The sequence below is a fragment of the Mesorhizobium sp. YR577 genome, assembly GCF_900116595.1.
In the GTDB taxonomy this organism is placed as follows: Bacteria; Pseudomonadota; Alphaproteobacteria; order Rhizobiales; family Rhizobiaceae; genus Mesorhizobium_M.
Window position 1 is genome coordinate 28,736 of record NZ_FPBI01000018.1, and the last position, 22,882, is coordinate 51,617.

25 protein-coding genes and 1 tRNA gene are annotated in these 22,882 nt (G+C 63.4%); 18 read left to right on the plus strand and 8 right to left on the minus strand.

Annotated features, from left to right (window positions below; translation table 11 throughout):
- Nucleotides 1–54: 54 nt before the first annotated feature.
- Nucleotides 55–144: transfer RNA gene (locus BM413_RS23315), tRNA-Ser, on the minus strand.
- Between the two features lie 243 nt (nucleotides 145–387).
- On the opposite strand from BM413_RS23315, the gene BM413_RS23320 reads away from it, so the two are divergent.
- The 4 genes from BM413_RS23320 to BM413_RS23335 all read left to right on the plus strand — a co-directional run bounded on the left by BM413_RS23320 (nucleotide 388) and on the right by BM413_RS23335 (nucleotide 3,920).
- Nucleotides 388–684, plus strand: coding sequence for a hypothetical protein (locus tag BM413_RS23320; protein ID WP_091917338.1), 297 nt, complete (start codon nucleotides 388–390; stop codon nucleotides 682–684).
- A gap of 76 nt (nucleotides 685–760) precedes the next feature.
- Nucleotides 761–1,432 carry a peptide-methionine (S)-S-oxide reductase MsrA gene (gene msrA / locus BM413_RS23325; RefSeq protein WP_091917251.1) on the plus strand — a complete coding sequence of 224 codons (672 nt, stop codon included), beginning with the start codon at nucleotides 761–763 and terminating at the stop codon, nucleotides 1,430–1,432.
- 216 nt (nucleotides 1,433–1,648) lie between these two features.
- Entirely contained in the window at nucleotides 1,649–2,638 is a 990-nt protein-coding gene (locus BM413_RS23330) for a BMP family lipoprotein (protein WP_091917252.1), read from the plus strand.
- Between the two features lie 73 nt (nucleotides 2,639–2,711).
- Nucleotides 2,712–3,920 carry an MFS transporter gene (locus tag BM413_RS23335; RefSeq protein WP_091917253.1) on the plus strand — a complete coding sequence of 403 codons (1,209 nt, stop codon included), beginning with the start codon at nucleotides 2,712–2,714 and terminating at the stop codon, nucleotides 3,918–3,920.
- Nucleotides 3,921–3,992: 72 nt separating this feature from the next.
- Here BM413_RS23335 and BM413_RS23340 read toward each other — a convergent pair whose 3' ends face one another.
- Nucleotides 3,993–4,403, minus strand: a complete 411-nt coding sequence (locus BM413_RS23340; protein WP_091917254.1) for a hypothetical protein — start codon at nucleotides 4,401–4,403, stop codon at nucleotides 3,993–3,995.
- 109 nt (nucleotides 4,404–4,512) lie between these two features.
- Nucleotides 4,513–4,722, minus strand: coding sequence for a SlyX family protein (locus BM413_RS23345; protein ID WP_091917255.1), 210 nt, complete (start codon nucleotides 4,720–4,722; stop codon nucleotides 4,513–4,515).
- Between the two features lie 208 nt (nucleotides 4,723–4,930).
- On the opposite strand from BM413_RS23345, the gene BM413_RS23350 reads away from it, so the two are divergent.
- The 6 genes from BM413_RS23350 (at nucleotide 4,931) to deoA (ending at nucleotide 11,268) form a co-directional block, all read left to right on the plus strand.
- On the plus strand, nucleotides 4,931–6,463 hold the full coding sequence (locus BM413_RS23350) for an ABC transporter ATP-binding protein (protein WP_091917256.1): 1,533 nt from the start codon (nucleotides 4,931–4,933) through the stop codon (nucleotides 6,461–6,463).
- Nucleotides 6,460–7,599, plus strand: coding sequence for an ABC transporter permease (locus BM413_RS23355; RefSeq protein WP_091917257.1), 1,140 nt, complete (start codon nucleotides 6,460–6,462; stop codon nucleotides 7,597–7,599). Before BM413_RS23350 ends, BM413_RS23355 begins: the two co-directional genes overlap by 4 nt.
- A gap of 1 nt (nucleotide 7,600) precedes the next feature.
- The gene (locus BM413_RS23360) at nucleotides 7,601–8,563 is read left to right on the plus strand and encodes an ABC transporter permease (protein WP_091917258.1); all 963 of its coding nucleotides are present in this window, start codon (nucleotides 7,601–7,603) and stop codon (nucleotides 8,561–8,563) included.
- Between the two features lie 6 nt (nucleotides 8,564–8,569).
- Nucleotides 8,570–8,962 (plus strand): cytidine deaminase, encoded by a 393-nt coding sequence (cdd, locus tag BM413_RS23365; protein WP_091917259.1) that lies wholly within the window; start codon nucleotides 8,570–8,572, stop codon nucleotides 8,960–8,962.
- The gene (locus tag BM413_RS23370) at nucleotides 8,959–9,765 is read left to right on the plus strand and encodes a purine-nucleoside phosphorylase (RefSeq protein ID WP_091917260.1); all 807 of its coding nucleotides are present in this window, start codon (nucleotides 8,959–8,961) and stop codon (nucleotides 9,763–9,765) included. Before cdd ends, BM413_RS23370 begins: the two co-directional genes overlap by 4 nt.
- A 183-nt stretch (nucleotides 9,766–9,948) precedes the next feature.
- The gene (gene deoA, locus BM413_RS23375; protein WP_091917261.1) at nucleotides 9,949–11,268 is read left to right on the plus strand and encodes a thymidine phosphorylase; all 1,320 of its coding nucleotides are present in this window, start codon (nucleotides 9,949–9,951) and stop codon (nucleotides 11,266–11,268) included.
- Nucleotides 11,269–11,438: 170 nt separating this feature from the next.
- On the opposite strand, the gene BM413_RS23380 is transcribed toward deoA, so the two are convergent.
- Nucleotides 11,439–12,662, minus strand: a complete 1,224-nt coding sequence (locus BM413_RS23380) for an MFS transporter (protein ID WP_091917262.1) — start codon at nucleotides 12,660–12,662, stop codon at nucleotides 11,439–11,441.
- A gap of 73 nt (nucleotides 12,663–12,735) precedes the next feature.
- On the opposite strand from BM413_RS23380, the gene BM413_RS23385 reads away from it, so the two are divergent.
- The gene (locus tag BM413_RS23385) at nucleotides 12,736–13,716 is read left to right on the plus strand and encodes an AraC family transcriptional regulator (protein ID WP_091917339.1); all 981 of its coding nucleotides are present in this window, start codon (nucleotides 12,736–12,738) and stop codon (nucleotides 13,714–13,716) included.
- Nucleotides 13,717–13,725: 9 nt separating this feature from the next.
- On the opposite strand, the gene BM413_RS23390 is transcribed toward BM413_RS23385, so the two are convergent.
- The 4 genes from BM413_RS23390 to BM413_RS23405 all read right to left on the minus strand — a co-directional run bounded on the left by BM413_RS23390 (nucleotide 13,726) and on the right by BM413_RS23405 (nucleotide 16,500).
- Complete coding sequence (locus BM413_RS23390) at nucleotides 13,726–14,283, minus strand: TIGR02281 family clan AA aspartic protease (RefSeq protein ID WP_091917263.1); 558 nt, start codon at nucleotides 14,281–14,283, stop codon at nucleotides 13,726–13,728.
- Between the two features lie 113 nt (nucleotides 14,284–14,396).
- The gene (locus BM413_RS23395; RefSeq protein ID WP_091917264.1) at nucleotides 14,397–14,789 is read right to left on the minus strand and encodes a lysozyme inhibitor LprI family protein; all 393 of its coding nucleotides are present in this window, start codon (nucleotides 14,787–14,789) and stop codon (nucleotides 14,397–14,399) included.
- Nucleotides 14,790–14,797: 8 nt separating this feature from the next.
- Entirely contained in the window at nucleotides 14,798–15,424 is a 627-nt protein-coding gene (gene upp, locus BM413_RS23400) for a uracil phosphoribosyltransferase (protein ID WP_091917265.1), read from the minus strand.
- 101 nt (nucleotides 15,425–15,525) lie between these two features.
- Complete coding sequence (locus tag BM413_RS23405) at nucleotides 15,526–16,500, minus strand: adenosine deaminase (protein ID WP_091917266.1); 975 nt, start codon at nucleotides 16,498–16,500, stop codon at nucleotides 15,526–15,528.
- Nucleotides 16,501–16,632: 132 nt separating this feature from the next.
- Between BM413_RS23405 and ubiE the strand changes: the two genes are divergently transcribed.
- The 7 genes from ubiE (at nucleotide 16,633) to BM413_RS23440 (ending at nucleotide 22,747) form a co-directional block, all read left to right on the plus strand.
- On the plus strand, nucleotides 16,633–17,409 hold the full coding sequence (gene ubiE, locus BM413_RS23410; protein ID WP_091917267.1) for a bifunctional demethylmenaquinone methyltransferase/2-methoxy-6-polyprenyl-1,4-benzoquinol methylase UbiE: 777 nt from the start codon (nucleotides 16,633–16,635) through the stop codon (nucleotides 17,407–17,409).
- Between the two features lie 13 nt (nucleotides 17,410–17,422).
- Nucleotides 17,423–18,997 (plus strand): 2-polyprenylphenol 6-hydroxylase, encoded by a 1,575-nt coding sequence (gene ubiB, locus BM413_RS23415; RefSeq protein WP_091917268.1) that lies wholly within the window; start codon nucleotides 17,423–17,425, stop codon nucleotides 18,995–18,997.
- Between the two features lie 86 nt (nucleotides 18,998–19,083).
- A complete protein-coding gene (locus tag BM413_RS23420; RefSeq protein WP_091917269.1) occupies nucleotides 19,084–19,323 on the plus strand; it encodes a FitA-like ribbon-helix-helix domain-containing protein in 240 nt (79 codons plus the stop codon).
- A complete protein-coding gene (locus BM413_RS23425) occupies nucleotides 19,320–19,748 on the plus strand; it encodes a type II toxin-antitoxin system VapC family toxin (RefSeq protein WP_091917270.1) in 429 nt (142 codons plus the stop codon). The genes BM413_RS23420 and BM413_RS23425 overlap by 4 nt, the downstream gene beginning before the upstream one ends.
- The gene (coaBC, locus tag BM413_RS23430) at nucleotides 19,745–20,962 is read left to right on the plus strand and encodes a bifunctional phosphopantothenoylcysteine decarboxylase/phosphopantothenate--cysteine ligase CoaBC (protein ID WP_091917271.1); all 1,218 of its coding nucleotides are present in this window, start codon (nucleotides 19,745–19,747) and stop codon (nucleotides 20,960–20,962) included. The genes BM413_RS23425 and coaBC overlap by 4 nt, the downstream gene beginning before the upstream one ends.
- 4 nt (nucleotides 20,963–20,966) lie before the next feature.
- Complete coding sequence (locus BM413_RS23435; RefSeq protein ID WP_244537994.1) at nucleotides 20,967–22,259, plus strand: ArgE/DapE family deacylase; 1,293 nt, start codon at nucleotides 20,967–20,969, stop codon at nucleotides 22,257–22,259.
- Nucleotides 22,260–22,489: 230 nt separating this feature from the next.
- Nucleotides 22,490–22,747, plus strand: a complete 258-nt coding sequence (locus BM413_RS23440; protein ID WP_091917272.1) for a hypothetical protein — start codon at nucleotides 22,490–22,492, stop codon at nucleotides 22,745–22,747.
- Nucleotides 22,748–22,882: the final 135 nt, after the last annotated feature.

The window sequence follows — 22,882 nt, forward strand, 5'->3', positions numbered from 1 at the left end:
CAGATCGATCACCGTCCTCGATGCAAGCCGGCTGGGGGCATTTACGTGATTATCTGGCGGAGAGAGCGGGATTCGAACCCGCGTTACGGTCTCCCGTAAACACACTTTCCAGGCGTGCGCCTTCAACCACTCGGCCACCTCTCCATGCGCGACAAATGCCTCTGGCATCAGTGCGCCGGGCTCATCTAGTCGATCCTGCGCCGAATGCCAAGCCTGCCGGACATATTGTTTGTTGGTTGGCGCAGAACTTTATTCCGAGTGCGCTTTATAGGCGTCATAGGGTCAAATTCATGGTGGGTGATTGCGAAGGAGCGTCGCGCGCCATATCTATCTGGTCGAAAGCTCCGGAGGATTTGAAGTTTGCGCTTGCTGTTCAGGCTCCTGGCAATGGTCGCGCTTGCGATCGCCGTAATCATGGCCGTGCTCGACGCCACGCGCACCGTGGCGGCGTCACAACTGGTTATGACGCCGCTTGCCACCAGTTGGCTCGCGGTGTCGCCTGAGACGCTGAACACCGTGCAGGAATTCGTACGCGCCAAAATCCACCCGCTGGTGTGGGATCCGGTCATCACCGGCATCCTCAACCAGCCGGGGTTCATCGTGTTCGGCGTGCTTGCCTTTCTTTTGTACGCCATCGGGCGCAAACCGCCGCGCCGCATTGGCCGCTTCATCGCCGAGAGCTGATCGGACGCTGCGAGACGCGGCGTCTGGACGAACAAACAGGGTGCCGAGCGCCCGCAACCCGGAAAGGGAGAATGCCATGTTTTTCCTGAGCGACATGCTGAACAAGAAGCTGCAGCTGCCCAAGCCTGGAGAGGCTCTGCCCGGCCGCGACAAACCGATGCCGACCGCCTCGAAGCATTATGTCTCGAAGCGCCCGCTGAAAGGCCCTTATCCCGAAGGGCTGGAGACGGCGATGTTCGGCATGGGCTGTTTCTGGGGTGCCGAGCGCATGTTCTGGCAGATGGACGGCGTCTGGGTCACCGCGGTCGGCTATGCCGGCGGCGTGACACCGAACCCGACCTATCAGGAAACCTGCACCGGCCTGACCGGTCATGCCGAGGTGGTGCTGGTCGTGTTCGACCCGAAGATCATTTCCTATGCCGATCTCCTGAAGGCGTTCTGGGAGAACCACGACCCGACGCAGGGCATGCGCCAGGGCAACGATGTCGGCACGACGTATCGCTCGACGATCTACACCTTCGGCGACGCGCAATATCAGGCCGCGATCGCTTCGCGCGACGCCTATGGGGCTTCGCTGAGCAGTGCTGGACGCGAGAAGATCACGACGGAAATCGCGCCGGCGCCGGAGTTCTATTTCGCCGAGGAAGACCACCAGCAATATCTGGCCAAGAATCCCTACGGTTACTGCAACCTGAAGGGCACCGGCGTGGCCTGCGCCATGCCGCAGGTGGTGTCTGCCGAGGCCTGACCTGAAACCACGCCGTGGTCGAAAATACTCGTTGCGGCGCACCTGCCGCAGCGTTTTTCCAAGTGGTCAAGATTCCGCGTGAATTTTGTTTTTCGCCGTGCAAGACTGCCGGTTGAGTGGGAGGGCAAACTTCCCGCCATGTGCCGCGAGGCGCCCGGGGACCGAGGCATCCACGCGGTACGTTATTGGAAAAATAACCGACAGGGTGTGGATCACATGAAGCGTATTGTTCTCGGCCTCCTGGCCGCAACCGCACTGGCCTTCCCGGCGTTTGCCGCGGACGTCAAGCCGGCGATCATCTACGATCTCGGCGGCAAGTTCGACAAATCCTTCAACGAGGCCGCCTTCAACGGCGCGGAGAAGTTCAAGACCGAGTCGGGCATCGCCTATCGCGATTTCGAAATCCAGAACGACGCCCAGCGCGAGCAGGCGCTGCGCAAATTCGCCGAAGACGGCAACAACCCGATCGTCATGGCCGGCTTCTCCTGGGCGGCGGTGCTGGAAAAGGTATCCGCTGACTTCCCCGACACCAGCTTCGCCATCATCGACATGGTCGTCGACAAGCCGAACGTCCGTTCGGTCGTCTACAAGGAGCAGGAAGGCTCCTATGTCGTCGGCGTCATGGCGGCGATCGCCTCCAAGTCCAAGAAGGTCGGCTTCGTCGGCGGCATGGACATTCCGCTGATCCGCAAGTTCGGCTGCGGCTATGTCGGCGGCGCAAAGGCAGCGGGTGCGACCGAAGTCATCGAGAACATGACCGGTGACACGCCGGCTGCATGGAACGACCCGACCAAGGGCGGCGAAATCGCCAAGGCGCAGATCTCGCAGGGCGCTGACGTGGTTTACGCTGCGGCAGGCGGCACCGGCGTCGGCGTGCTTCAGGCGGCAGCCGATTCCGGCAAGCTCGGCATCGGCGTCGATTCCAACCAGAACGGCCTCCAGCCGGGCAAGATCCTGACCTCCATGGTCAAGCGCGTCGATGTGGCCGTCTACAACGCCTTCACCGACGCCAAGGACGGCAAGTTCACCGCCGGCATCAACGACCTCGGCCTCAAGGAAGGCGGCGTTGACTACGCCATGGACGACAACAACAAGAGCCTCGTGACCGACGAGATCAAGGCCGCCGCCGAAAAGGCCAAGGCCGACATCATCGCCGGCACCGTCAAGGTTCACGACTATATGTCGGACAACGCCTGCCCTTACTGATCGGCAGCGACTGAATGAAACCGCCGGCCCAGTGCCGGCGGTTTTCGTTTGTGCCTTTGGGGGAGGGGATGGAATGAACGATCGGAAGCTGCGTCTTGCCGCCATCATTGCGCTGCTGCTGGCAGGCGTTCTGGCCGGCTCGCAGCTCGGCAAGCTTGCCCCTCTGGTTGGCTGGTATCAAAATGAGGCCGGCTTTTCGCTGACGCTGATCGGCTGGCTTACCTCGGCCATCGGCATTTTCGTGGCGCTGGTCGCGCTGCCGGCCGGCTGGGTGATCGAGCGCGCCGGCATGCGCCTGAGCTTCGCCTTTGCCGCGGCGGTCATGACGGTAGGCGGGCTGGCGCTGGCTTTTCTTCATGCGCCCGGCGCCATTCTTGCCGCGCGGCTGGTCGAAGGCGTCGGCTATCTCATTCTCGTCATCGTCATTCCAGCGCTTCTGAACTCGGTTTCGCCGCTGTCCTGGCGGGCGCCTGTGCTGGCGATCTGGGGTGGTTTCGTTCCGGTCGGCTTTGCCGTTGCCGATTTCATGGCCGGCGAACTCTTGCCGATCGCCGAGCCGAAGATCTTTCTTCTGGCCGCCATCCTGGCGTTTGCCGTGCTCGCGCTGGTCGCGGCTGTGCTTCTCGGGTTGATCGATGACATGGACGCCGGTGAGCGTGCAGACGCGAAGCAACCGGCACGCAGTTTCGGCGCGACGATGACCTTGCCTGTCGTGCTCGTGGCGCTGGCATTCGGCATCTATGTCATCGCCTCGGTCGGGTTCTTTGCCTTCATGCCGGCTTTCATCTCCTGGTCCGGCGCCGGCATCCTGCTCGCCGCCGGGGTTATCGCCCTGGTCGGGCCGGTCGGAAACGGGTTGACCAGCCTGCTGGTCGGGGGCCGCGACGGGCGCTTCATCGTGCTGCTTGCAGCTCTTGGGCTGGGAGTCGCTGCACTCACTGCGATCCCGGCATTCGGCGGCTCGGCTCCGATGTTTGCCACGCTTGCTTTGTTGCTGTTTGCCATGTCCGGCGGCTTCGTTGCCTCGGCGCTGTTTGCCGGCCTTCCGTCGATCGTGCCCAAGGGCGGCTCTGTCGCGGTGGCGATTGGTCTCGTCTGCCAGGCCGGCGGCATCGGCACAGTGCTTGGACCGCCGCTGGCCGGCCACATCATCGAGGCATATGGCTGGCCCGGTTTCGGCGTCTTTCTGGCGCTGGTCTCCGCTGTCGGGGCGCTATGCCTCTTGCCTGTGCTGCGGTCGCGCGCATTTATGCCGGAAGCGGCGACGATCTCGATGAAATGATGGCGAAGCTTAAACAGGCAGGCATTGCCACGGAAACGCGCCAATGGATTCCGAAGTCGGTCGTATCTGCGTTTACAGGCTGGCGGTCAGGTAGCCGAGCACGAATGCGGCGATCAGCGCTGCCGCCATCAGCAAACCGCGTGAGCCGCCTACGGAATGCGGGCCGCGCCAGATCGCCTTGGTGCCTTCCGGCTGGATGATGGGGCGGGTAGGCGTATCGGCTTTGTTGTCGCCCGGCGATGCGGCCCGCATCTGCGGCATATCGGCGATGCGTGCCGAAACCGTCTCCCACATCGTCCTGGGCAAGGTTTCCGGCGATGCCGTGATGTCGAACATGTGCATGCGCTCGGCGATTTCGACGACTGCGTCGCGAAAATCGGCGTCGCGCTCAAGATCGCGCTCGGCCCGCTCGCGCTCGTCGTCATCCAACAGGCCAAGCACGTAATTGCCGGCCCGCGTCATGCGATCACCACCGTCGACCATGACACTCCCCCTCATGATCAAGCCTGCCGCGCCCTCGAATCCTCCAGGCCGGTCAGCAACCGACATCACCAGCTATTTTGCCGGGCGTAAAGCCGCTATGCGGCCGTCCTCACCAATGCGGCGGCTTGGTTATCTCGTGGCCGGGCGTCGCCACCTCTTCCAGCGACAGGAAGCGCTCGGTCAGCGCGTCGAGCTTCTTTTGCAGCCGCTCGATGACCTTCCACTGTTCGGCGATCTGGCCGGACAGTTCCTCGATGATCTTTTCCTGCTCGACAGTTCGGATTTCGAGCGTCGTCAGCCGGTCGTCGGGCAATGTCATGTCGAAAATCCTTGCTTTACCTTGGGGAGCCCGCCGCGGCGTGCTCGACAAACTGTCGATATCACGCGTGGCTTCACCTTGGAAATTGACAAGCGCATGGCGATTTGTCGAGAGTGTAGGCAAGCCGCTTGCCGATTGGCAGGGGAAAGGCGGCATGCTAGCTCTTTGACCAAACGATAAAAAGAAGAACGAGAGGTGGACAGGTCGCATGGCGGAAGCTGCAATCGAGCTTATCGGCATCAACAAGAGCTTTGGCGCCGTTCGCGCCAATCGCGATATTAATCTCGAAATCGCGCCCGGCACGATCCACGGCATCATCGGCGAGAACGGTGCCGGCAAGTCGACGCTGATGTCGATCCTCTATGGCTTCTACCAGGCCGACAGTGGCGAAATCCGCGTCGGCGGCAAGCCGATCACCATCAAGACGCCCAATGACGCCATCGCGGTGGGCATCGGCATGGTGCATCAGCATTTCATGCTGGTCGAGAATTTCACCGTGCTGGAAAACGTCATTCTCGGCGCCGAGAGCGAGGCGCTGCTCAAGAAAAGCATCGCCAAGGCGCGCTCGGAGCTGCAGCGGCTGGAGCGCGAATACGGGCTGGAAGTCGATCCCGACGCGGTGATCGAGGAACTGCCCGTCGGCCTGCAGCAGCGCGTCGAAATCCTGAAAGCGCTCTATCGCGGCGCCGAAATCCTGATCCTCGACGAGCCGACCGGCGTGCTGACGCCGCCCGAGGCCGACCACCTGTTCCGCATCCTCAAGCAGTTGAAGGAGCAGGGCAAGACGATCGTGCTGATCACGCACAAGCTGCGCGAGATCATGGCGATTACCGACACCGTCTCCGTCATGCGCCAGGGCACGATGGTCGCCACCCGCGAGACAGCGAAGACGACCGTCGGTGAGCTGGCCGAGCTGATGGTCGGCCGCCGCGTGCTGCTGCGCGTGGAAAAGGGCGAGGCCAAACCGGGCGCGGTAAAACTCTCCATCAGGAACCTGACGGTCAGGGATTCGCGCGGCGTCACCATGGTCGAGGACGTCTCCTTCGACATTCGCGGCGGCGAGATCGTCGGCATCGCGGGTGTTGCCGGCAACGGCCAGTCGGAACTGATCGAGGCGATCTCCGGCATCCGCCGCGCCGTTTCCGGCAGCGTCATGCTCGACGGCAAGCCCATAGACGTGACCGGCATTGCCGATCCCGGCGAGCTGCGCGACCGGGGCTTGGCCCATGTGCCGGAAGACCGCCATCACGTCGGCCTCGTGCTGGCCTTCGAGGAAAACGAGAATTCGATCCTCGGCTATCACGACGACCCGAAATATCTGAAAGGGCCGCTGCTCAACATCGATGCCATCCGCAACGATGCCAAAGACAAGATCGAGAAATACGACATAAGGCCCGGCGATTGCCGCCTGAAGACCGCCAATTTCTCCGGCGGCAACCAGCAGAAGATCGTGCTGGCCCGCGAGATGGAGCAAGATCCCGGCGTGCTGATCGTCGGCCAGCCGACACGCGGCGTCGATGTCGGCGCCATCGAATTCATCCACAAGCGCCTCATCGCCATGCGCGACCAGGGCAAAGCGGTGCTGCTGGTGTCCGTCGAGCTCGACGAGATCCGCTCGCTGTCCGACCGCATATTGGTGATGTTCGACGGCCGCGTCGTCGGCGAGCGCGGGTCGGATGCGACCGAGGGCGAACTCGGCCTGCTGATGGCCGGCGTCGAGCGCAAGGAGGCCGCCGAGTGAGCACGCCCTACACAAAGCTTCCCGGCTGGGCCGATTACGGGCTGATACCAGTCATCAACCTGATCGTGGCCTTCATTGTCGCCGGGCTCGTCGTCCTGCTGGTCGGGGAAAATCCGCTGCATGCGGCAACCGTTCTGGTCGATGGCGCATTCGGCAGCGGGCAGAATATCGCCTACACGCTGTTCTACGCCACCAACTTCATCTTCACCGGCCTTGCCGTCGCGGTCGCCTTCCATTGCGGCCTTTTCAACATCGGCGGCGAGGGGCAGGCCTATATTGGCGGGCTTGGCGTGGCGCTGGTCTGCCTTGCCTTCGACGGTTTCATGCCGTGGTGGCTGACCTTTCCGCTGGCGATCCTGGGTTCGGCAGCCCTCGGCGCGCTGTGGGCGCTGATCCCGGCCTATCTGCAGGCCAAGCGCGGCTCGCACATCGTCATCACCACCATCATGTTCAACTTCATTGCCGCCAGCGTCATGGTCTATCTGCTGGTCGACGTGCTGAAGCCGGCCGGCTCCATGGCGCCGCAGACGCGCGATTTCCTGCCCGGCGCGCAGCTGCCCAAGATGGGCTGGCTGCTGGAGATGTTCGGGCTTTCCGTGCGCTCCGCGCCGCTCAACATCTCCTTCCTGCTGGCGCTGGTCATGGCCTTCCTCGTCTGGGTGCTGATCTGGCGCACCAAGCTCGGATATGAGATCCGCACCATGGGTTTCAGCCCCAAGGCGGCGCGCTATGCCGGCATTTCGGAGACGCGCATCATCATCATCACCATGATGATCTCCGGCGCGCTGGCCGGCATGATGGCGCTGAACCCGATCATGGGCGACCAGCATCGTGTGCAGCTCGATTTCGTCACCGGCGCCGGCTTCGTCGGCATCGCGGTGGCGCTGATGGGCCGCTCGCACCCGGCCGGCATCGTGCCGGCGGCGATCCTGTTCGGCGTGCTTTATCAGGGCGGCGCCGAACTCGCCTTCGAGATGCCCGCCATCTCGCGCGACATGATCGTCATCATCCAGGGTCTGGTCATCCTGTTTGCCGGCGCGCTGGAGCACATGTTCCGCCCGGCCATCCAGACGTTGTTTGCCAGCATCAGCCCGCGCTCGGTTGGCGTGACGGCGGCGAAAGGGGAGGGTGTCTGAGATGGATGTACTCGTTCAGCTCATCGATGCGACCATCCGCGTTTCGGTGCCGCTCCTTCTCGCCTGTCTTGCCGGCCTCTATTCGGAACGGGCGGGCATTTTCGACATCGGCCTCGAGGGCAAGATGCTGGCCGGCGCCTTCGCAGGCGCGTCTGCCGCTGCCGTCACCGGCTCGGCCTGGGTCGGCTTGGGTGCGGCGATCCTCACCGCCGTCTGCTTCGCGCTGGTCCACGGCTTTGCCTCGATCACCCATCGCGGCAACCAGATCGTTTCGGGCGTGGCAATCAACTTCATCGCCGCCGGTTCCACCATCATTCTCGGGCAGGCCTGGTTCAAGCAGGGCGGGCGCACGCCGTCGCTGAGCGGCGGTGGCCGCTTCGAGGCGATCACGCTGCCGGGCGCGGAAGCGGTCAAGGACGTGCCGATCCTCGGCACCATCTATTCCGACATTCTCTCCGGCCACTCGCTGCTGGTCTACGTCGCCTTCCTGATGGTGCCGTTCACCTGGTGGGTGCTGTTTCGCACGCGCTTCGGCCTGCGGCTGCGCGCGGTCGGCGAAAACCCGGCGGCCGTCGACACCGCCGGCATTTCGGTCGCCTGGCTGCGCTATCGCGCTGTGATCTGCACCGGCATCCTGACAGGGATTGCCGGCGCTTACCTGTCGGTGGCGCAAAATGCCGGCTTTGTGAAGGACATGACCGCCGGCAAGGGCTTCATTGCGCTTGCAGCCCTCATCTTCGCCAAATGGAAGCCGGTGCCGGCGATGTTTGCCTGCCTGCTGTTCGGCTTCCTCGAGGCAGCCTCAATCCGCTTCCAGGGCATGGCATGGCCGATGATCGGCAAGGTGCCGGTGCAGCTCATGCAGGCGCTGCCCTACATCCTCACCGTCATTCTGCTCGCGGGCTTCATCGGCAAGGCGATCCCGCCACGAGCCGGCGGCGTGCCCTATGTGAAGGAAAGATAGCCTCTTATGTCGCATGACCTTTTCCTCGCCGCGCGCGAGGCCATGGCGAAATGCCATGCGCCCTATTCGAAATTCCCGGTCGGTGCTGCCCTTCGCACCGAAGACGGGCGCGTCTTTTCCGGCTGCAACATCGAGGTCGCATCCTACCCCGAAGGCTGGTGCGCGGAGACGACCGCGCTCGGCCACTACATCATGGGCGGCGGCGGCAAGATCACCGAGATCGCGGTCGTAGCCGAGCGCATGGACCGCATCACACCTTGCGGCGGCTGCCGTCAGCGGCTTGCCGAATTCGCCGGCGCCGACACGAAACTTTTCCTCTGCGACCAGACCGGCGTGGTCGAGACGGTAACGATGGGCCAGATGCTGCCCTACGGTTTTGAGGGCGGAATCCTGAAATGATGCAGACGATCGATCTTCTGGTGGAGCGGCTCGGCGGACTGGCGCCGAAGGTTGCGATGGTGCTCGGCTCCGGCCTTGGCGGGCTGGTCAACGAGGTCGAGAACGCGGTGCGCATTTCCTACGCCGAGCTGCCGGGGTTCCCGGCCAGCGGTGTCACCGGCCATGCCGGCGAGGTGGTGGCCGGCAATTTCGCCGGCGAACCGGTGCTGATGCTGGCCGGCCGCGCGCATTATTACGAGCACGGCAATGCCGCGGCCATGCGCCCGGTCATCGAAGTGCTTGCGGGTATCGGCATCGAGAAGCTGATCCTCACCAACGCCGCCGGCTCCGTCGATCCCGACATGCTGCCCGGGTCGATAATGCTGATCGAGGATCACATCAATTTTTCCGGCTCCAACCCGCTGTTCGGGGAGCCGAGTGACCGCCGTTTCGTCGGCCTGACGGAAGCCTATGATGCCGGCCTGCGCGCCGCCTTCGAGAAGGCGGCTGAGGTCTCCGACACTGCCCTCCACAAGGGCGTCTATATGTGGTTCTCCGGCCCAAGTTTCGAGACGCCGGCCGAAATCCGCATGGCACGGCTGATGGGCGCGAATGCCGTCGGCATGTCGACGGTGCCCGAGGTCATACTGGCGCGATTCTGCGGCCTCAAGGTCGCCGCCTGCTCGGTCATCACCAATCTCGCTGCGGGCATGACCGGGGCAGAGCTTTCGCATGAAGAGACGAAGGATATGGCGCCCATCGGTGGCGGTCGCCTGGCGACGGTGCTGAAGACCATGTTCCGGGAGGGGTTGGTGGATGGGTAGTGCGGCGACCTTTCCCTCCCCCTTGAGGGGAGGGTGCCGAGCGCAGCGAGGTGGGTGGGGTCATAGCGGCCGATCGCTACCTACTTGTAAGCTGGCGGGCTTCAATTGGCGTCGCGCACTTCCGCAACGACCCCACCCGACCGCTTCGCGGCCACCCTCCCCTCAAGGGGGAGGGAAAAGCTGATGCTCCCCCAGGAAATCATCCGCCGCAAGCGCGACGGCAAGCCGCTCTCCGCTGATGAAATCGCCGGCTTCGTGCGCGGGCTGACGACCGGCGCGGTGTCCGAGGGTCAGGTTGCGGCGCTCGCCATGGCGGTGTTCTTCAACGGCATGAGCCGCGACGAGGCAGTGGCGCTGACGCTCGCCATGCGCGATTCCGGCGACGTGCTCGACTGGTCGGACCTGCCCGGTCCCGTCACCGACAAGCACTCGACCGGCGGCGTCGGCGACAATGTCTCGCTGATGCTGGCTCCGATCGTTGCCGCCTGCGGCGCCTATGTGCCGATGATTTCGGGGCGCGGGCTCGGCCACACCGGCGGCACGCTCGACAAGATGGATTCGATCCCCGGCTACACCACCCAGCCGGACAAGAAGCTGTTCCGCAAGACGGTGCTTGCCGCCGGCTGCGCGATCATCGGCCAGACTGCTGATCTCGCACCCGCCGACAAGCGCTTCTATGCCATCCGCGATGTCACGGCGACGGTCGAGTCGGTCGCCCTCATCACCGCCTCGATCCTGTCGAAGAAACTCGCTGCCGGGCTGCAGTCGCTGGTGCTGGACGTCAAGCTCGGCAACGGCGCCTTCATGGCAAAAACCCGCGACGCGACCGCACTGGCGACCAGCCTCGTCGAGGTCGCCAATGGCGCGGGGCTGAAAACATCGGCACTCATCACCGGCATGAACGAGCCGCTAGCATCTGCCGCCGGCAATGCGGTGGAGGTGCAGAACGCCGTCGATTTCCTGACCGGCCGTTTCCGCGACCGAAGGCTGGAGCAGGTGACGCTGGCACTCGCCGCCGAAATGCTGCAGCAGGCAGGGCTTGCCGCCTCGCATCAGGATGCCGCGCGGCAGGCACATAAGGCGTTGGAGAGCGGCAAGGCGACGGAAGTCTTTGCGCGTATGGTGGCGGCCCTCGGCGGGCCGAAGGATTTCGTCGAGAAGAGCGAAAGCTATCTGCCGAAGGCGAAGGTGGAATTCGCGGTAAAGGCACCGGAGAGCGGTTTCGTCACCGCCATCGAGACGCGCGATATTGGCCTTGCCGTCGTGGCGCTTGGCGGTGGCCGCACCAGGCCGGAAGACAGCGTCGATCATGCCGTGGGCATAACGCGGCTGCTGCCGGTTGGAGCGGAGGTGAAGGCCGGCGAACCGCTGGCGCTTGTCCATGCCCGCAACAAGACCGATGCCGAGAGTGCTGCGCTGGTACTGTTGTCCGGCTATACACTTGGTGACACGAAACCAGCCGCCGCCAAGGTCATCGTGCGCCGGATCGCGCCGCGCGGCTAGCCCTTCCAGCTGAGGTAGAATCGCCCCTCATCCTGCTGCCGCGACCTTCTCGCCGTGAAGGACAGGGAGAAGGAGGCTGTCCGCAACGTTGACGACCCCACTCCCCGCGTGCGGGGAGAGGGTAAGGGTGGGGGGCTGTTTCCATCAGGACCTGAAACGATCGAGGATCGTCAGGCAGTCCCGGTTTCCCGCTTCGGGCCAAGCAGGAACACCGTAACAGCCGCAAGCAGCGTGGCTGCCCCGCTATAGGCGAAGGCACTGGCAACGCCGGCATTGTCCACCAGCAGGCCGCCGAAGATCGCGCCTGCCGCAATCGCCACCTGGAAGGTCGCGACCATCAGCCCGCCGGCGCTTTCGGCCTGATCGGGCGCTGCCCGCACCAGCCAGGTCTGCAACCCGACGGGAACCGCGCCGAAGGCAAAGCCCCAGAGCGTGACAGCGATTGCCGATGCGACGGTTGACGTTCCCAGCACCAGCAGCGAGACGGCGGCTATCGCAATCAGCAGCGGCGCCAGCGCCACCGCCGCCTTGAGGCTGCGCTCGGCGAGGAAGCCGCCGGCTATGTTGCCGAAGAAGCCGCCGATGCCGAAGGCGAGCAGAACCAGCGAGATCGTCTCGATATCGAGCGCCGGAACCTTTTCGAGGAAGGCGCGGACATAGGTGAAGCCGGCGAAATGGCCGGAGGCGACCAGCACGACGACCAGCAGCGCGATCCTGATCATCGGCCTGCGCGCGACATCCAGCAGGCTGCGGAAGCTCGCCACGCCGACCGGAGGCAGCCGCGGAATGGTGACGAGCTGCACCAAAAGCGTCAGCGCGGCGACGACGGCGGCAATCATGAACGCGGTGCGCCAGCCCCAGATGTCGCCAACATAGGCACCGATGGGAGCCGCGGAAACGGTGGCGGCGGAGACGCCGGTCAGGATGATCGACATGGCACGCGGCAGGAGATGGCTCGGAACAAGCCGCATCGTCAGCGCCGCCGACATCGACCAGAAACCGCCGAGCGCTATGCCGAGCACGACGCGCGCCACGAGCAGAACGGGCAGCGACCATGCGACGGCCGCCAGCACATTCGACAGGATCAGCAGCAGCGTCAGCCCCCACATGACGATCCGTCGATCGACGCGCTTCGTTATGATGGCCATGGTGGGTGCCGATATCGCGCCGATGATGGCAGTGGCGGTGACGGCCTGTCCGGCTGCACCCTCGGTGATGCCGAGATCATGGGCGATAGGCGTCAGCAGGCTGGCAGGCAGGAACTCCGCCGTCACCAGCCCGAAAGTGCCGAGTGCAAGTGAAAAGACCGCCCCCCAAGCCGCGTCGGATCGTTCGTCGGGTTTTTCGAGGTCGAGCGGAATGGCGTCCATGACGCCTGTCGCCGGTTCGGTCATGATGGAATCTCCAGTTTGGATGCAGTGCAACATGGTGGTGACTCTCTGGAGTTTCCATGCTAGAAACGCCATCATGCTTGACCGTTCGTCCAAACTTCCGATTACCGGCGATCCGCTCACCGACATTTTGCGCGGCCTTCGCCTCGATGGCGTCGAATATGGCCGCTCCGAAATGCAGGAGCCCTGGGGCGTTGAATTCCCGGCGCAGGAGGCCGCGCGGTTTCATTTCATCGGCCGGAAGGGTTGCTGGCTTCTGCGTCCTTGCGGCGAATGGGTGCAGCTCAATGCGGGTGACGCCGTGCTGCTACCGCGCGGCGACGTGCATGTGCTGGCGAGCGAACCCGGCGTAAAGACCTCGCCGATCACCGGCTATACCGTCGCCGAGCTTTGCAAGGACGTCTACTGCATGTCGGACGACGGCGATGTCCGGGAAGGCTGCCAGCCGGGCACGCTGCTGTTCAGCGGCAGCATGTATTTCAATCTGGACAGGCTGCATCCGCTGCTCGGCATGATGCCGGATGTGATGCTCACCCATGGGCTGGAAGCGTATGACCCGGCGATCCCGCATCTGCTGGAGGCGATGGCGCGCGAAGTGACCATGGAGCGCGTCGGTTCAGGCGGCATTCTGGCGCGGTTGGCGGACGTGCTCGCCGCCACCATCATCCGCTCATGGGTCGAGCGCGGCTGCGGCGCAACCAGCGGCTGGATCGCGGCCGTGCGGGACAGGGATATTGGCCGCGTGCTGGCGGCGATCCATCTGGAGCCGAACCGCGAATGGACGGTGGAAGCGCTGGCGAAGATGATGGGCGCCTCGCGCTCGGGCTTTGCCGAACGCTTTGCCACGATCGTTGGCGAAACGCCGCTGAAATATGTCACGCAGGTCAGGATGCATCAGGCACGGCAGTGGCTGGTCCGCGACCGGCTCAAGATTTCCGTGGTCGCCTCACGGCTTGGCTATGAATCCGAAGCCGCCTTCAGCCGCGCCTTCAAGCGCGTCGTCGGCTCGCCGCCCAGCCATTTCCGGGCCGACGAACATCCAGGCAGCGCTGCCTGATTCGCAACCTTACTGCACAAGCAGCAGCGACCCGTTCTCGACCTGATATTTGCCGAGGCGGCTGAGAAAGCTCATGCCGATCAGCGTGCCGTTGAGCGCCTTGTCTTCGAGCACAAGGGCCGGAACCTTGTCGACGGAAATCCGGCCGATCTCCAGCCTGTCGATGATGATGACGGCGGCCCCCGTCCTGCCGTTGGCCGTATCGACCTGCTGCGAGAAATCCGATTGCTGAAGCGATATGCCGATGCGCCGCGCCGTCGAGCGGTTGATCGCAACGGCGGTGGCGCCGGTATCGATCATCCCCGTGACCATGCGGCCGTTGAGCCGGAAATCGGCGCTGAAATGGCCGCGCTGATCGGCGGCGAGCCGCACCTTGCGGCCGGACAGATCGTCGGCGAATGACGGGGCTTGCGGCTTTGCGGAATTCACCGCTGCAACCGGTTGCGCCACAGTCGCCCGCTCGGGTTTCAGAACACCGAGGATCGTTTCGCGATGGGCTTGGTAAAGGCCGGGAAGCGAGGCCGCCACCACGGCGCAAACCGAAAATATGATCACCTGACGCAGCATGCATTCGCCCTGTTTTTGGCGAATGATGGACCTCTTAAGGTGACTTTGGCTTTAACGGAATGCGGGCTTCCGTGGTGACGGTTAGCAAATGCTTGCTATGGCCGTCAGCATTGTCAGTTACCGTCTTCGCTGGACATGTAGGATTTGAGGTCCTTGGTTCTCGCTTCGATCACACCGGCCCGGCAGATGGGATAGCTCAGAACCTGGCCCTCCCGTCCATAATCGCCATTTGCGTAGAACAGGCAGGACTTTTCCTTGAAGTCGTTCCAGGCCCGCTGTTCGTCGACAAGTGCTTTCGCAGTGTCGCCGTCAACGGAGGCGCGCAGTTCCTTCCATGCCGCGTTCAGCGCTTTGTCGGCGCGGTCCACCCATTCGCCGCCGCATTGGCCCCAGGCCGGGTTGGAGCCGTCGCTGGCGTCGATGCATTTGTCGTAAACATCGTCGGCGAATGCCGGCGTGGCGACGAATAGCGTGGTGAGCAGCGCCAGCGGCACCAGCCGTTTCATGACAGCCTCTACTTCGTGCCGTAGAGCCGATCGCCGGCGTCGCCCAATCCGGGAATGATATATCCCTTCTCGTTGAGCTGGCGGTCGATCGCGGCGGTGTAGACCGGCACGTCCGGATGGGCCTTCGTGAAGCGTTCGATGCCCTCAGGCGCGGCCAGCAGGCACAGGAAGCGGATATTGGTCGCGCCGCGCTCCTTCAGCTTGTCGATTGCCGCCGTCGCCGAATTGGCGGTCGCCAGCATCGGGTCGACGACGATGACGAGGCGGTCGCCGAGATCGCTCGGCGCCTTGAAGAAATATTCCACTGCTTCCAGCGTCTCGTGGTCGCGGTAGAGTCCGATATGAGCAACGCGAGCAGCGGGCACGAGGTCGAGCAGGCCTTCGAGCAGGCCGTTGCCGGCGCGCAGCACCGAGGCGAACACCAGCTTCTTGCCTTCCAGCGTCGGCGCCTCCATCGTCTCGATCGGCGTTTCGATCGTCTTGGTGGTCAGTTCGAGGTCGCGCGTCACCTCATAGCCGAGCAGCAGCGAGATTTCGCGCAGCAGCCGCCGAAAGCTCGCCGTTGACGTTTCCTTGTCGCGCATGATGGTGAGCTTGTGCTGGACAAGCGGATGGTCGACGACGGTCACGCCCATGAGAATTCGCTCCTGATGTCTTTTTCTCAGGCGATACTATCGGCTGAACCGTGCGCGTGAAACCGCTGGCGGCGCGCCAGCCACAGCTTTGTCGCGGCAGATCAGCGCTTTGCACCGTTGAGTTTCGCCAAAAGCGCCGTCTTGGTCTTGCGATCGACGAAGGCAGCCTCGATCGCCGTCTTCGTCACTGCCGTCAGCGCCTTGTCGTCCATGCCGAAATGGGTGGCGGCAATGTCGTATTCGCGCTTCAGCGTCGTCCAGAAATAGGGCGGGTCGTCCGAATTGAGCGTGACTTTGCAGCCGGCGGCCTGCAGCGCCAGGAACGGGTGGGTCTCGAAACTGTCGAACACCTTCAGCGCGATGTTGGAGCCGGGGCAGCATTCCAGCACAACGCCCTCGTCGGCAATGCGCTTGACCAGGTCGGGGTTCTCGATGGCGCGCACGCCGTGGCCGATGCGGGAAGGGCGGATGTGGTCGAGCGCTGCCTTCACGCTTTCCCAGCCGCCGAATTCGCCGGCATGGATGGTGATGCCGAGGCCTGCCTCGCGTGCGATCTCGAAGGCGCGCACATAATCCTCGAACTCGCCCTGCCGCTCGTCGCCGGCGACACCGAAGCCGGTGACCAGCGGATGGCCGCATTTCGCCGCGAAGCGCGCCGCCGCCTCGATCGAATCGACCCCGACATGGCGCACGCCGGTCACGATCATGCGGCCTTCGATGCCGGTCTTGTCGCGGGCGCGCATCATGCCTTCGCCCAGCGCATTCGTGTAGGCCTGCGGCGACAGGCCGGCTTTGACGGCATGATCGGGCGAGGTGAAGATTTCGGAGTAGATAGCGCCGTCGCGCGCCAGGCTGGTGAGGTAATGATCGGCCAGCCGCGCATAGTCCTCCTCGGTGCGGAACAGGTCGGAGGCAACGTCGTAAGCGGCCAGGAAGCTGGTGAAATCGTGCCAGACGAAGGAGCCGTCCTTGATGATGGCGGAAACATCCTTGCCGTATTTCTGCGCTTGCTTCAGCACGAGTTCCGGCGCTGCCGCACCTTCGATGTGGCAGTGAAGTTCCGCTTTCAATGGCATTCCGGTTTTCCTCGTGTGATGCGCGTTTCGAATCGTGCCGCCCCGAAGCGCGGCTGTTCACCGCGCCTTAAACAATAGCGTCCCCCATCCTGATCGGCTATGGTCCCGCCGGTTTTATGGCGGATCAAAATAATGTCAGAACATCGCACAACGGCAGCCGGCGGCATGGAAACCTCCTACGGTTTCAAGGAGGTCGGCCAGGGCGACAAGCAAAGCCTTGTCAACGACGTGTTCCACCGCGTCGCCAGCCGCTATGACCTGATGAACGACCTGATGTCCGGCGGCCTGCATCGCCTGTGGAAAGACGGCCTGGTGTCGTGGCTCAACCCGCCCAAGCGGCCGGGCTGGAAAGTGCTGGACGTTGCCGGCGGCACCGGCGACGTCGCGTTCCGCATCATCGACGCCTCGCAGGGGCAGGCGCATGCGACCGTGCTAGACATCAATGGCTCGATGCTCGGCGTCGGAAAGGAGCGCGCAGAAAAGCGGGGCTCGGCTGCCAACACCGATTTCGTCGAGGCCAATGCCGAGGAACTGCCCTTCGCCGACGAGACTTTTGACGCTTATACGATCGCCTTCGGCATCCGCAACGTGCCGCGCATCGACGTCGCACTGTCCGAAGCGTTCCGGGTGCTGAAGCCGGGCGGGCGCTTCCTATGCCTGGAATTTTCGGAAGTCGACATGCCTGTGCTCGACAAGGTCTATGAGGCATGGTCGTTCAACGCCATTCCGCGCATCGGCCAGGTCGTCACCGGTGATGGCGAGCCCTATGCCTATCTCGTCGAATCGATCCGCAAATTCCCCAATCAGGCGAATTTTTCAGCGATGATTTCGCACGCCGGCTTTGGCCGCGTGTCGTTCCGCAACTATTCCGGCGGCATCGCCGCCCTTCATTCGGGCTGGAAGCTTTGACGGGCGCCTCCGCATGAGTTCGCTCAGTGCCGCATTCCGGCTCGCCAGGGCCGGCTGGATTCTGACGCGCGAGGGCGTCGTCGCAGCATTGCCGGGCGAGGAGCTTTCGGGGCCGCCGAAATTCGGCTGGCGTATGGCGAAGCTTTTGACGCGCCGCCGCGCCAAGAAGCGCCAGCGCTCCGAGCGGCTGGCAGGCGCTGTTGCGCGGCTCGGCCCTTCCTACGTAAAACTCGGCCAGTTCCTGGCAACGCGCCCGGATGTGGTCGGCAACGATATCGCGCTTGATCTGGCCCTGCTTCAGGACCGGATGCACACATTCCCGCGCGAGCAGGCGGTCCACGCCATCGAAGGCTCGCTCGGCCGACCGGTGGGTGAACTGTTCCGCGAACTCGGCGAGCCGGTGGCGGCCGCGTCGATCGCGCAGGTCCATGCGGCCGAAGTCGAGCGCGAGGGTGTTGTTTCGAAGGTCGCCGTCAAGGTCATACGCCCCGGCGTGCGCAAAGCCTTTGCCCACGATCTCGAAAGCTTCTTCCTCGCCGCAAGGCTGCAGGAGCGCTACATCCCGTCGAGCCGGCGTCTGCGCCCGGTCGATGTCACGGAAACGCTGGCCCAGACCACCAAAATCGAGATGGATCTGCGGCTCGAAGCGGCGGCCCTGTCGGAAATCGGCGAGAATACGCAAGGCGATCCGGGGTTTCGCGTGCCGCATGTCGACTGGGAGCGCACCGGCCGCGATGTGCTGACCATGGAATGGGTCGACGGCATCAAGATGAGCGATGTCGAGGGCCTGCGTGCCGCCGGCCACGACCTGCCGCTGATTGCCGCGAACCTGATCCAGTCTTTCCTGCGCCACACGTTGCGCGACGGTTTTTTCCATGCCGACATGCACCCGGGAAACCTGTTCGTCGAGGCCAATGGCACCATCGTCGCCGTCGATCTCGGCATTGCGGGGCGGCTTGGCAAGAAGGAACGGCATTTCCTGGCCGAAATCCTCTACGGCTTCATCACGCGCGACTATCTGCGCGTTGCCGAGGTGCATTTCGAGGCCGGTTATGTGCCGCGCAAGCACAATGTCGCCGCCTTCGCCCAGGCCATCCGCGCCATCGGCGAGCCGATCCATGGCCAGCCGGCCGAAACCATTTCCATGGCCAAGCTGCTGACGCTGTTGTTCGAGGTGACGGAACTGTTCGACATGGCGGCCCGCCCCGAACTGGTGCTGCTGCAAAAGACTATGGTGGTGGTGGAAGGCGTCGCCCGCACGCTCGATCCCGCCTTCAACATGTGGAAGACGGCCGAACCCGTCGTCGGCAACTGGATCGCCAGCAATCTCGGCCCGCGCGGCATGCTGACCGATGCCCGGGACGGCGTGAAGGCGCTGCTGTCGCTGGCCCGCCAGGCGCCGGACTTCGCCGCCCGCACCGAGCGCCTGTCGCGCGAGATCGACAAGATGGCCGAGCACGGCCTGCGCTTCGACGACGAAACGGCGAAGGCCATCGGCAAGGCGGAAGCGCGGCATACGCGATCCGGCCGTGTGGCGCTGTGGGTGATCGCGCTGACGCTGGTCTATATCGCGTGGAAGCTGCTCTAGACTGGGTGGTTTGACAGCATTGCTAGCAATGCAGTCATTGAAAGCGCGGCTTTAGCACGCTATCTTGTGAATGCAGGAGCGAAGCCATGAGCACCATCACGATCCGAAACCTCGACGACAGCGTCAAACAGGAACTGCGCAAGCGCGCCGCCGAGCGTGGCGTTTCGATGGAGCAGGAGGTGCGTGACGCGTTGGCCGATCGCATTGCCGGACCTCGGCAGAGAAAATCCATCCTTGAGGATCTAAGGCGCTTGGGTGCCAATCCCGACAAGCCATTCGATCAGAAGAGGATTAGTGACGAAATGTGGGATGAAGGCCTGCTTTGAGCGGCTTTGTCATCGATACGTCCGCGATTATCGCGATTCTGCTGAGGGAGCATGACGCTGACCATTTCAGGCTCTATCTGGATCAACAGTTGTCGCCGATGATCAGCGTGGCGACGTTGCACGAAGCCTATTGCGTTTCGACACGTGAAAGCTTTCCGCAAAAGGCGCGACAGGTCGACGATCTGCTTGCCTTGGTAGAACCTGAAATGATCGCCTTCGATCTCGATCAACTGATCGTGGCCCGCCGCGCTTATTCACGCTATGGCCGTGGCTCCGGCCACAAGGCAAATCTCAACATGGGCGACTGCTTTTCCTACGCGCTTGCCAGGACGCGGAACCTGCCGCTGCTTTTCAAGGGCGACGATTTCATCCATACCGACATCGAGCCGGCATTGAAGCCTGCTCCAACGGCAGGCAAGGCATGACCCTCTCCGGCAAGCGCATACTGCTCATCATCGGCGGCGGCATCGCGGCCTACAAGTCGCTCGATCTCATCCGCCGCCTGCGCGAGCGCGGTGCGGCAGTGCGGTGCATCATGACCGAGGCGGCGCAGCAATTCGTCACGCCGCTTTCGGTCGGCGCGCTTTCGGCAGATCATGTCTTCACCGACCTGTTCGACCGGCAGGCCGAGCACGATATCGGCCATATCCGCCTGTCGCGCGAGGCTGATCTGGTGGTCGTAGCCCCAGCCACCGCCGACTTGATGGCCAAGATCGCCAACGGACTTGCCAACGACCTCGCATCCACAGCACTTCTCGCCACCGACAAACGCGTGCTGATGGCGCCGGCGATGAACCCGAAAATGTGGGCGCATCCGGCGACGCGGCGCAACCGCGCGACGCTGGAGAAGGACGGCATTGCCTTCATCGGCCCCAACCGCGGCGAGATGGCCGAAAGTGCGGAAGCCGGCGAGGGCCGCATGGCCGAACCGCTGGAGATCGTGGCTGCGGTCGAAGGGTTTTTCGACACCAGCGCCAAGCCGCTTTCGGGCCGAAAGATCATCGTCACCTCCGGCCCGACGCATGAGCCGATCGACCCGGTGCGCTACATCGCCAATCGTTCTTCGGGCAAGCAGGGGCACGCCATTGCTGCCGCCCTTGCCAAGCTCGGAGCTGACGTGCGCTTGGTATCCGGGCCTGTGACGCTTGCCGATCCGGCCGGCGTCAAGACCGTTCATGTCGAAAGCGCTCGCGAAATGCAGGACGCTGTCGAGCAATTGCTGCCGGCTGACGGGGCCGTTTTTGTCGCCGCGGTTGCCGATTGGCGCACCGCGGATTCCGCCGGCGAGAAGATCAAGAAGGTGGCTGGCGAGGGGCCGCCCGCGCTGAAAATGGTCGAAAACCCCGATATTCTGGCCGGCGTCGGTCACCACAGGAAGCGCCCCTATCTGGTCGTCGGCTTTGCCGCCGAAACGCAGGATGTGGTCAAGAATGCGCAAGCCAAGCTGAAGAAGAAGGGCGCCGACTTCATCGTCGCCAATGATGTGTCGCACGAGGGCGGCGTCATGGGCGGCGACCGCAACCGGGTGAAGATCGTCTCCAGCGCCGGCGTCGACGAATGGCCCGAAATGGGCAAGGACGAAGTAGCAAGCAGGCTCGCTGCACTGATCGCCGAACGCCTCAAGACGATCGAGGTCTGACGCTTTGCAACCCATCGATGACACCGCGCGCCGGCGCATTCTGGATGCGGTCGACGCGGCTTTCGATAAGCAAGTCGATTTCCTGGCGAGCCTTGTCCGTTGCGCCTCGCAGCGCGGCGAGGAAACCGGCGTGCAGGATGTCGTCGAGGCCGCCTTGCGCGAGCGTGGCTACGATGTCGACCGCTTCCTGATCGACCCGGACATGGTCGGCAAGCACCCGGCCTTTTCGCCCGTGACGGTGCCCTACGACAAGATGGCGAATGTCGTCGGCATCCGGAAAGCCGTTGCTCCGAAAGGCCGCTCGCTGGCGCTCAACGCCCATGTCGATGTCGTGCCGACCGGTAATCCGGCACGCTGGGAATTTCCACCCTATGATGCGGTAAGGCGCGGCGACTGGCTTTATGGCCGCGGCTCCGGCGACATGAAGGCCGGCCTCTCGGCGGCACTCTTCGCGCTCGATGCGATCAAGGCGGCAGGGTTCGAACTGACGGCGGACGTTCAGCTTCAGTCGGTTGTCGAGGAAGAGATCACCGGCAATGGCGCGGCCATGGCTTTGGTCAAGGGCTATGTCGCCGATGCGATCCTCATTCCCGAACCGACCGACGAAAAGCTGGTGCGGGCCAATTCCGGCGTCAACAAATTCGCCATCACAGTCGAGGGCGTGCCGGCGCATCCGCGCGAGATCGGCCATGGCATCAGCGCCATCGACGCGGCAGTGCGGCTGATCGGCCATCTGCGCAAGCTCGAAGCGAAATGGAACGAGGAGCGACCGTCAAAGCCGTTCTTCGATGATGTCGACAATCCCGCGGCCCTCACCATCGGCACCATCACTGGCGGTGAATGGATCGCCTCGGTGCCGTCCTCATGCCGCGTCGAAGGACGCATCGGCTTTTATCCGGGCGATGACCCGCAACAGCGGGCACGCGAATTCGAAGCGTTCGTTGCGGAAGCCGTTGCTGGCGATCCGGGCTTTCGCAACTGCCCGCCGCCGCGCGTGGAATGGGTCGGCGTCATGCATGCCGGCTACGCGCTGGAACCCGGCTCCGATGCCGAGGCCATGCTGGCGCTGGCGCATCAGGCCGCGCGCGATGGAAGCGGGCCGCTGGAAGCCTATGTCATGGCCTGTTATCTCGACGCTGCGGTCTTTGCCGTGCATGGCAACATCCCGTCGCTGGTCTATGGACCGGTCGCGGAAAACATCCATGCTGTCGACGAGCGTGTCAGCCTTTCGTCGCTCAGGCGTGTCACCAAGACCATTGCGCTGTTTGCTGCCGGTTGGTGCGGGATACGGTCGTAGGATCGAGGTCCCGTCAGCCCGGATCCCGACAGGCATCATCCAAAGGCTAAGTGGTCTAATCCAGATGGCGTAGGCAAGGGCTTGTTTTCTACCGCTGCCGGTTCATCTCAAAGGTGAATCTACCGCGAATTTGGTACCTCAAACCCGTCGTTTCTACCCGTCCGGGTGATGTGCGATGCGGTCCGCTGGCTTCAAAATTTCGCCGATTCCACTCGCTGACGAGCGTGGCAATGGTCCGATACGAAAGTGAATATGCCGGCAGGTACAAGCACTGGTCGAAGGACGATATCAACCTTCTGAAACGGCTTGCGCGCAAGAACGAAAGCGTTGCCCTGATCGCACGGCGTCTCAACCGCACGGTCGGAGCGGTCCGTACGCGTGCTTCCGCCGAGGGCATAAGCCTTGCGCGGGCTTCGAGCGATGGCGAGCCGACTGCACCGAAAGCACCATCCGGCCAGGGAGCGAATGCTTCGTCGACAGGTCTCTGATATCCATTCAGAAAGCGCTGTAGCGCTTGGTAACCTTCTCCACGGAAGGCTTTGCCGCTCCCATTTTCCGTCATCGATGCTGACGCCGACAAAAACCGCGGTCAGATCTGATTTGAATGAGAGCAACTAGAGGTC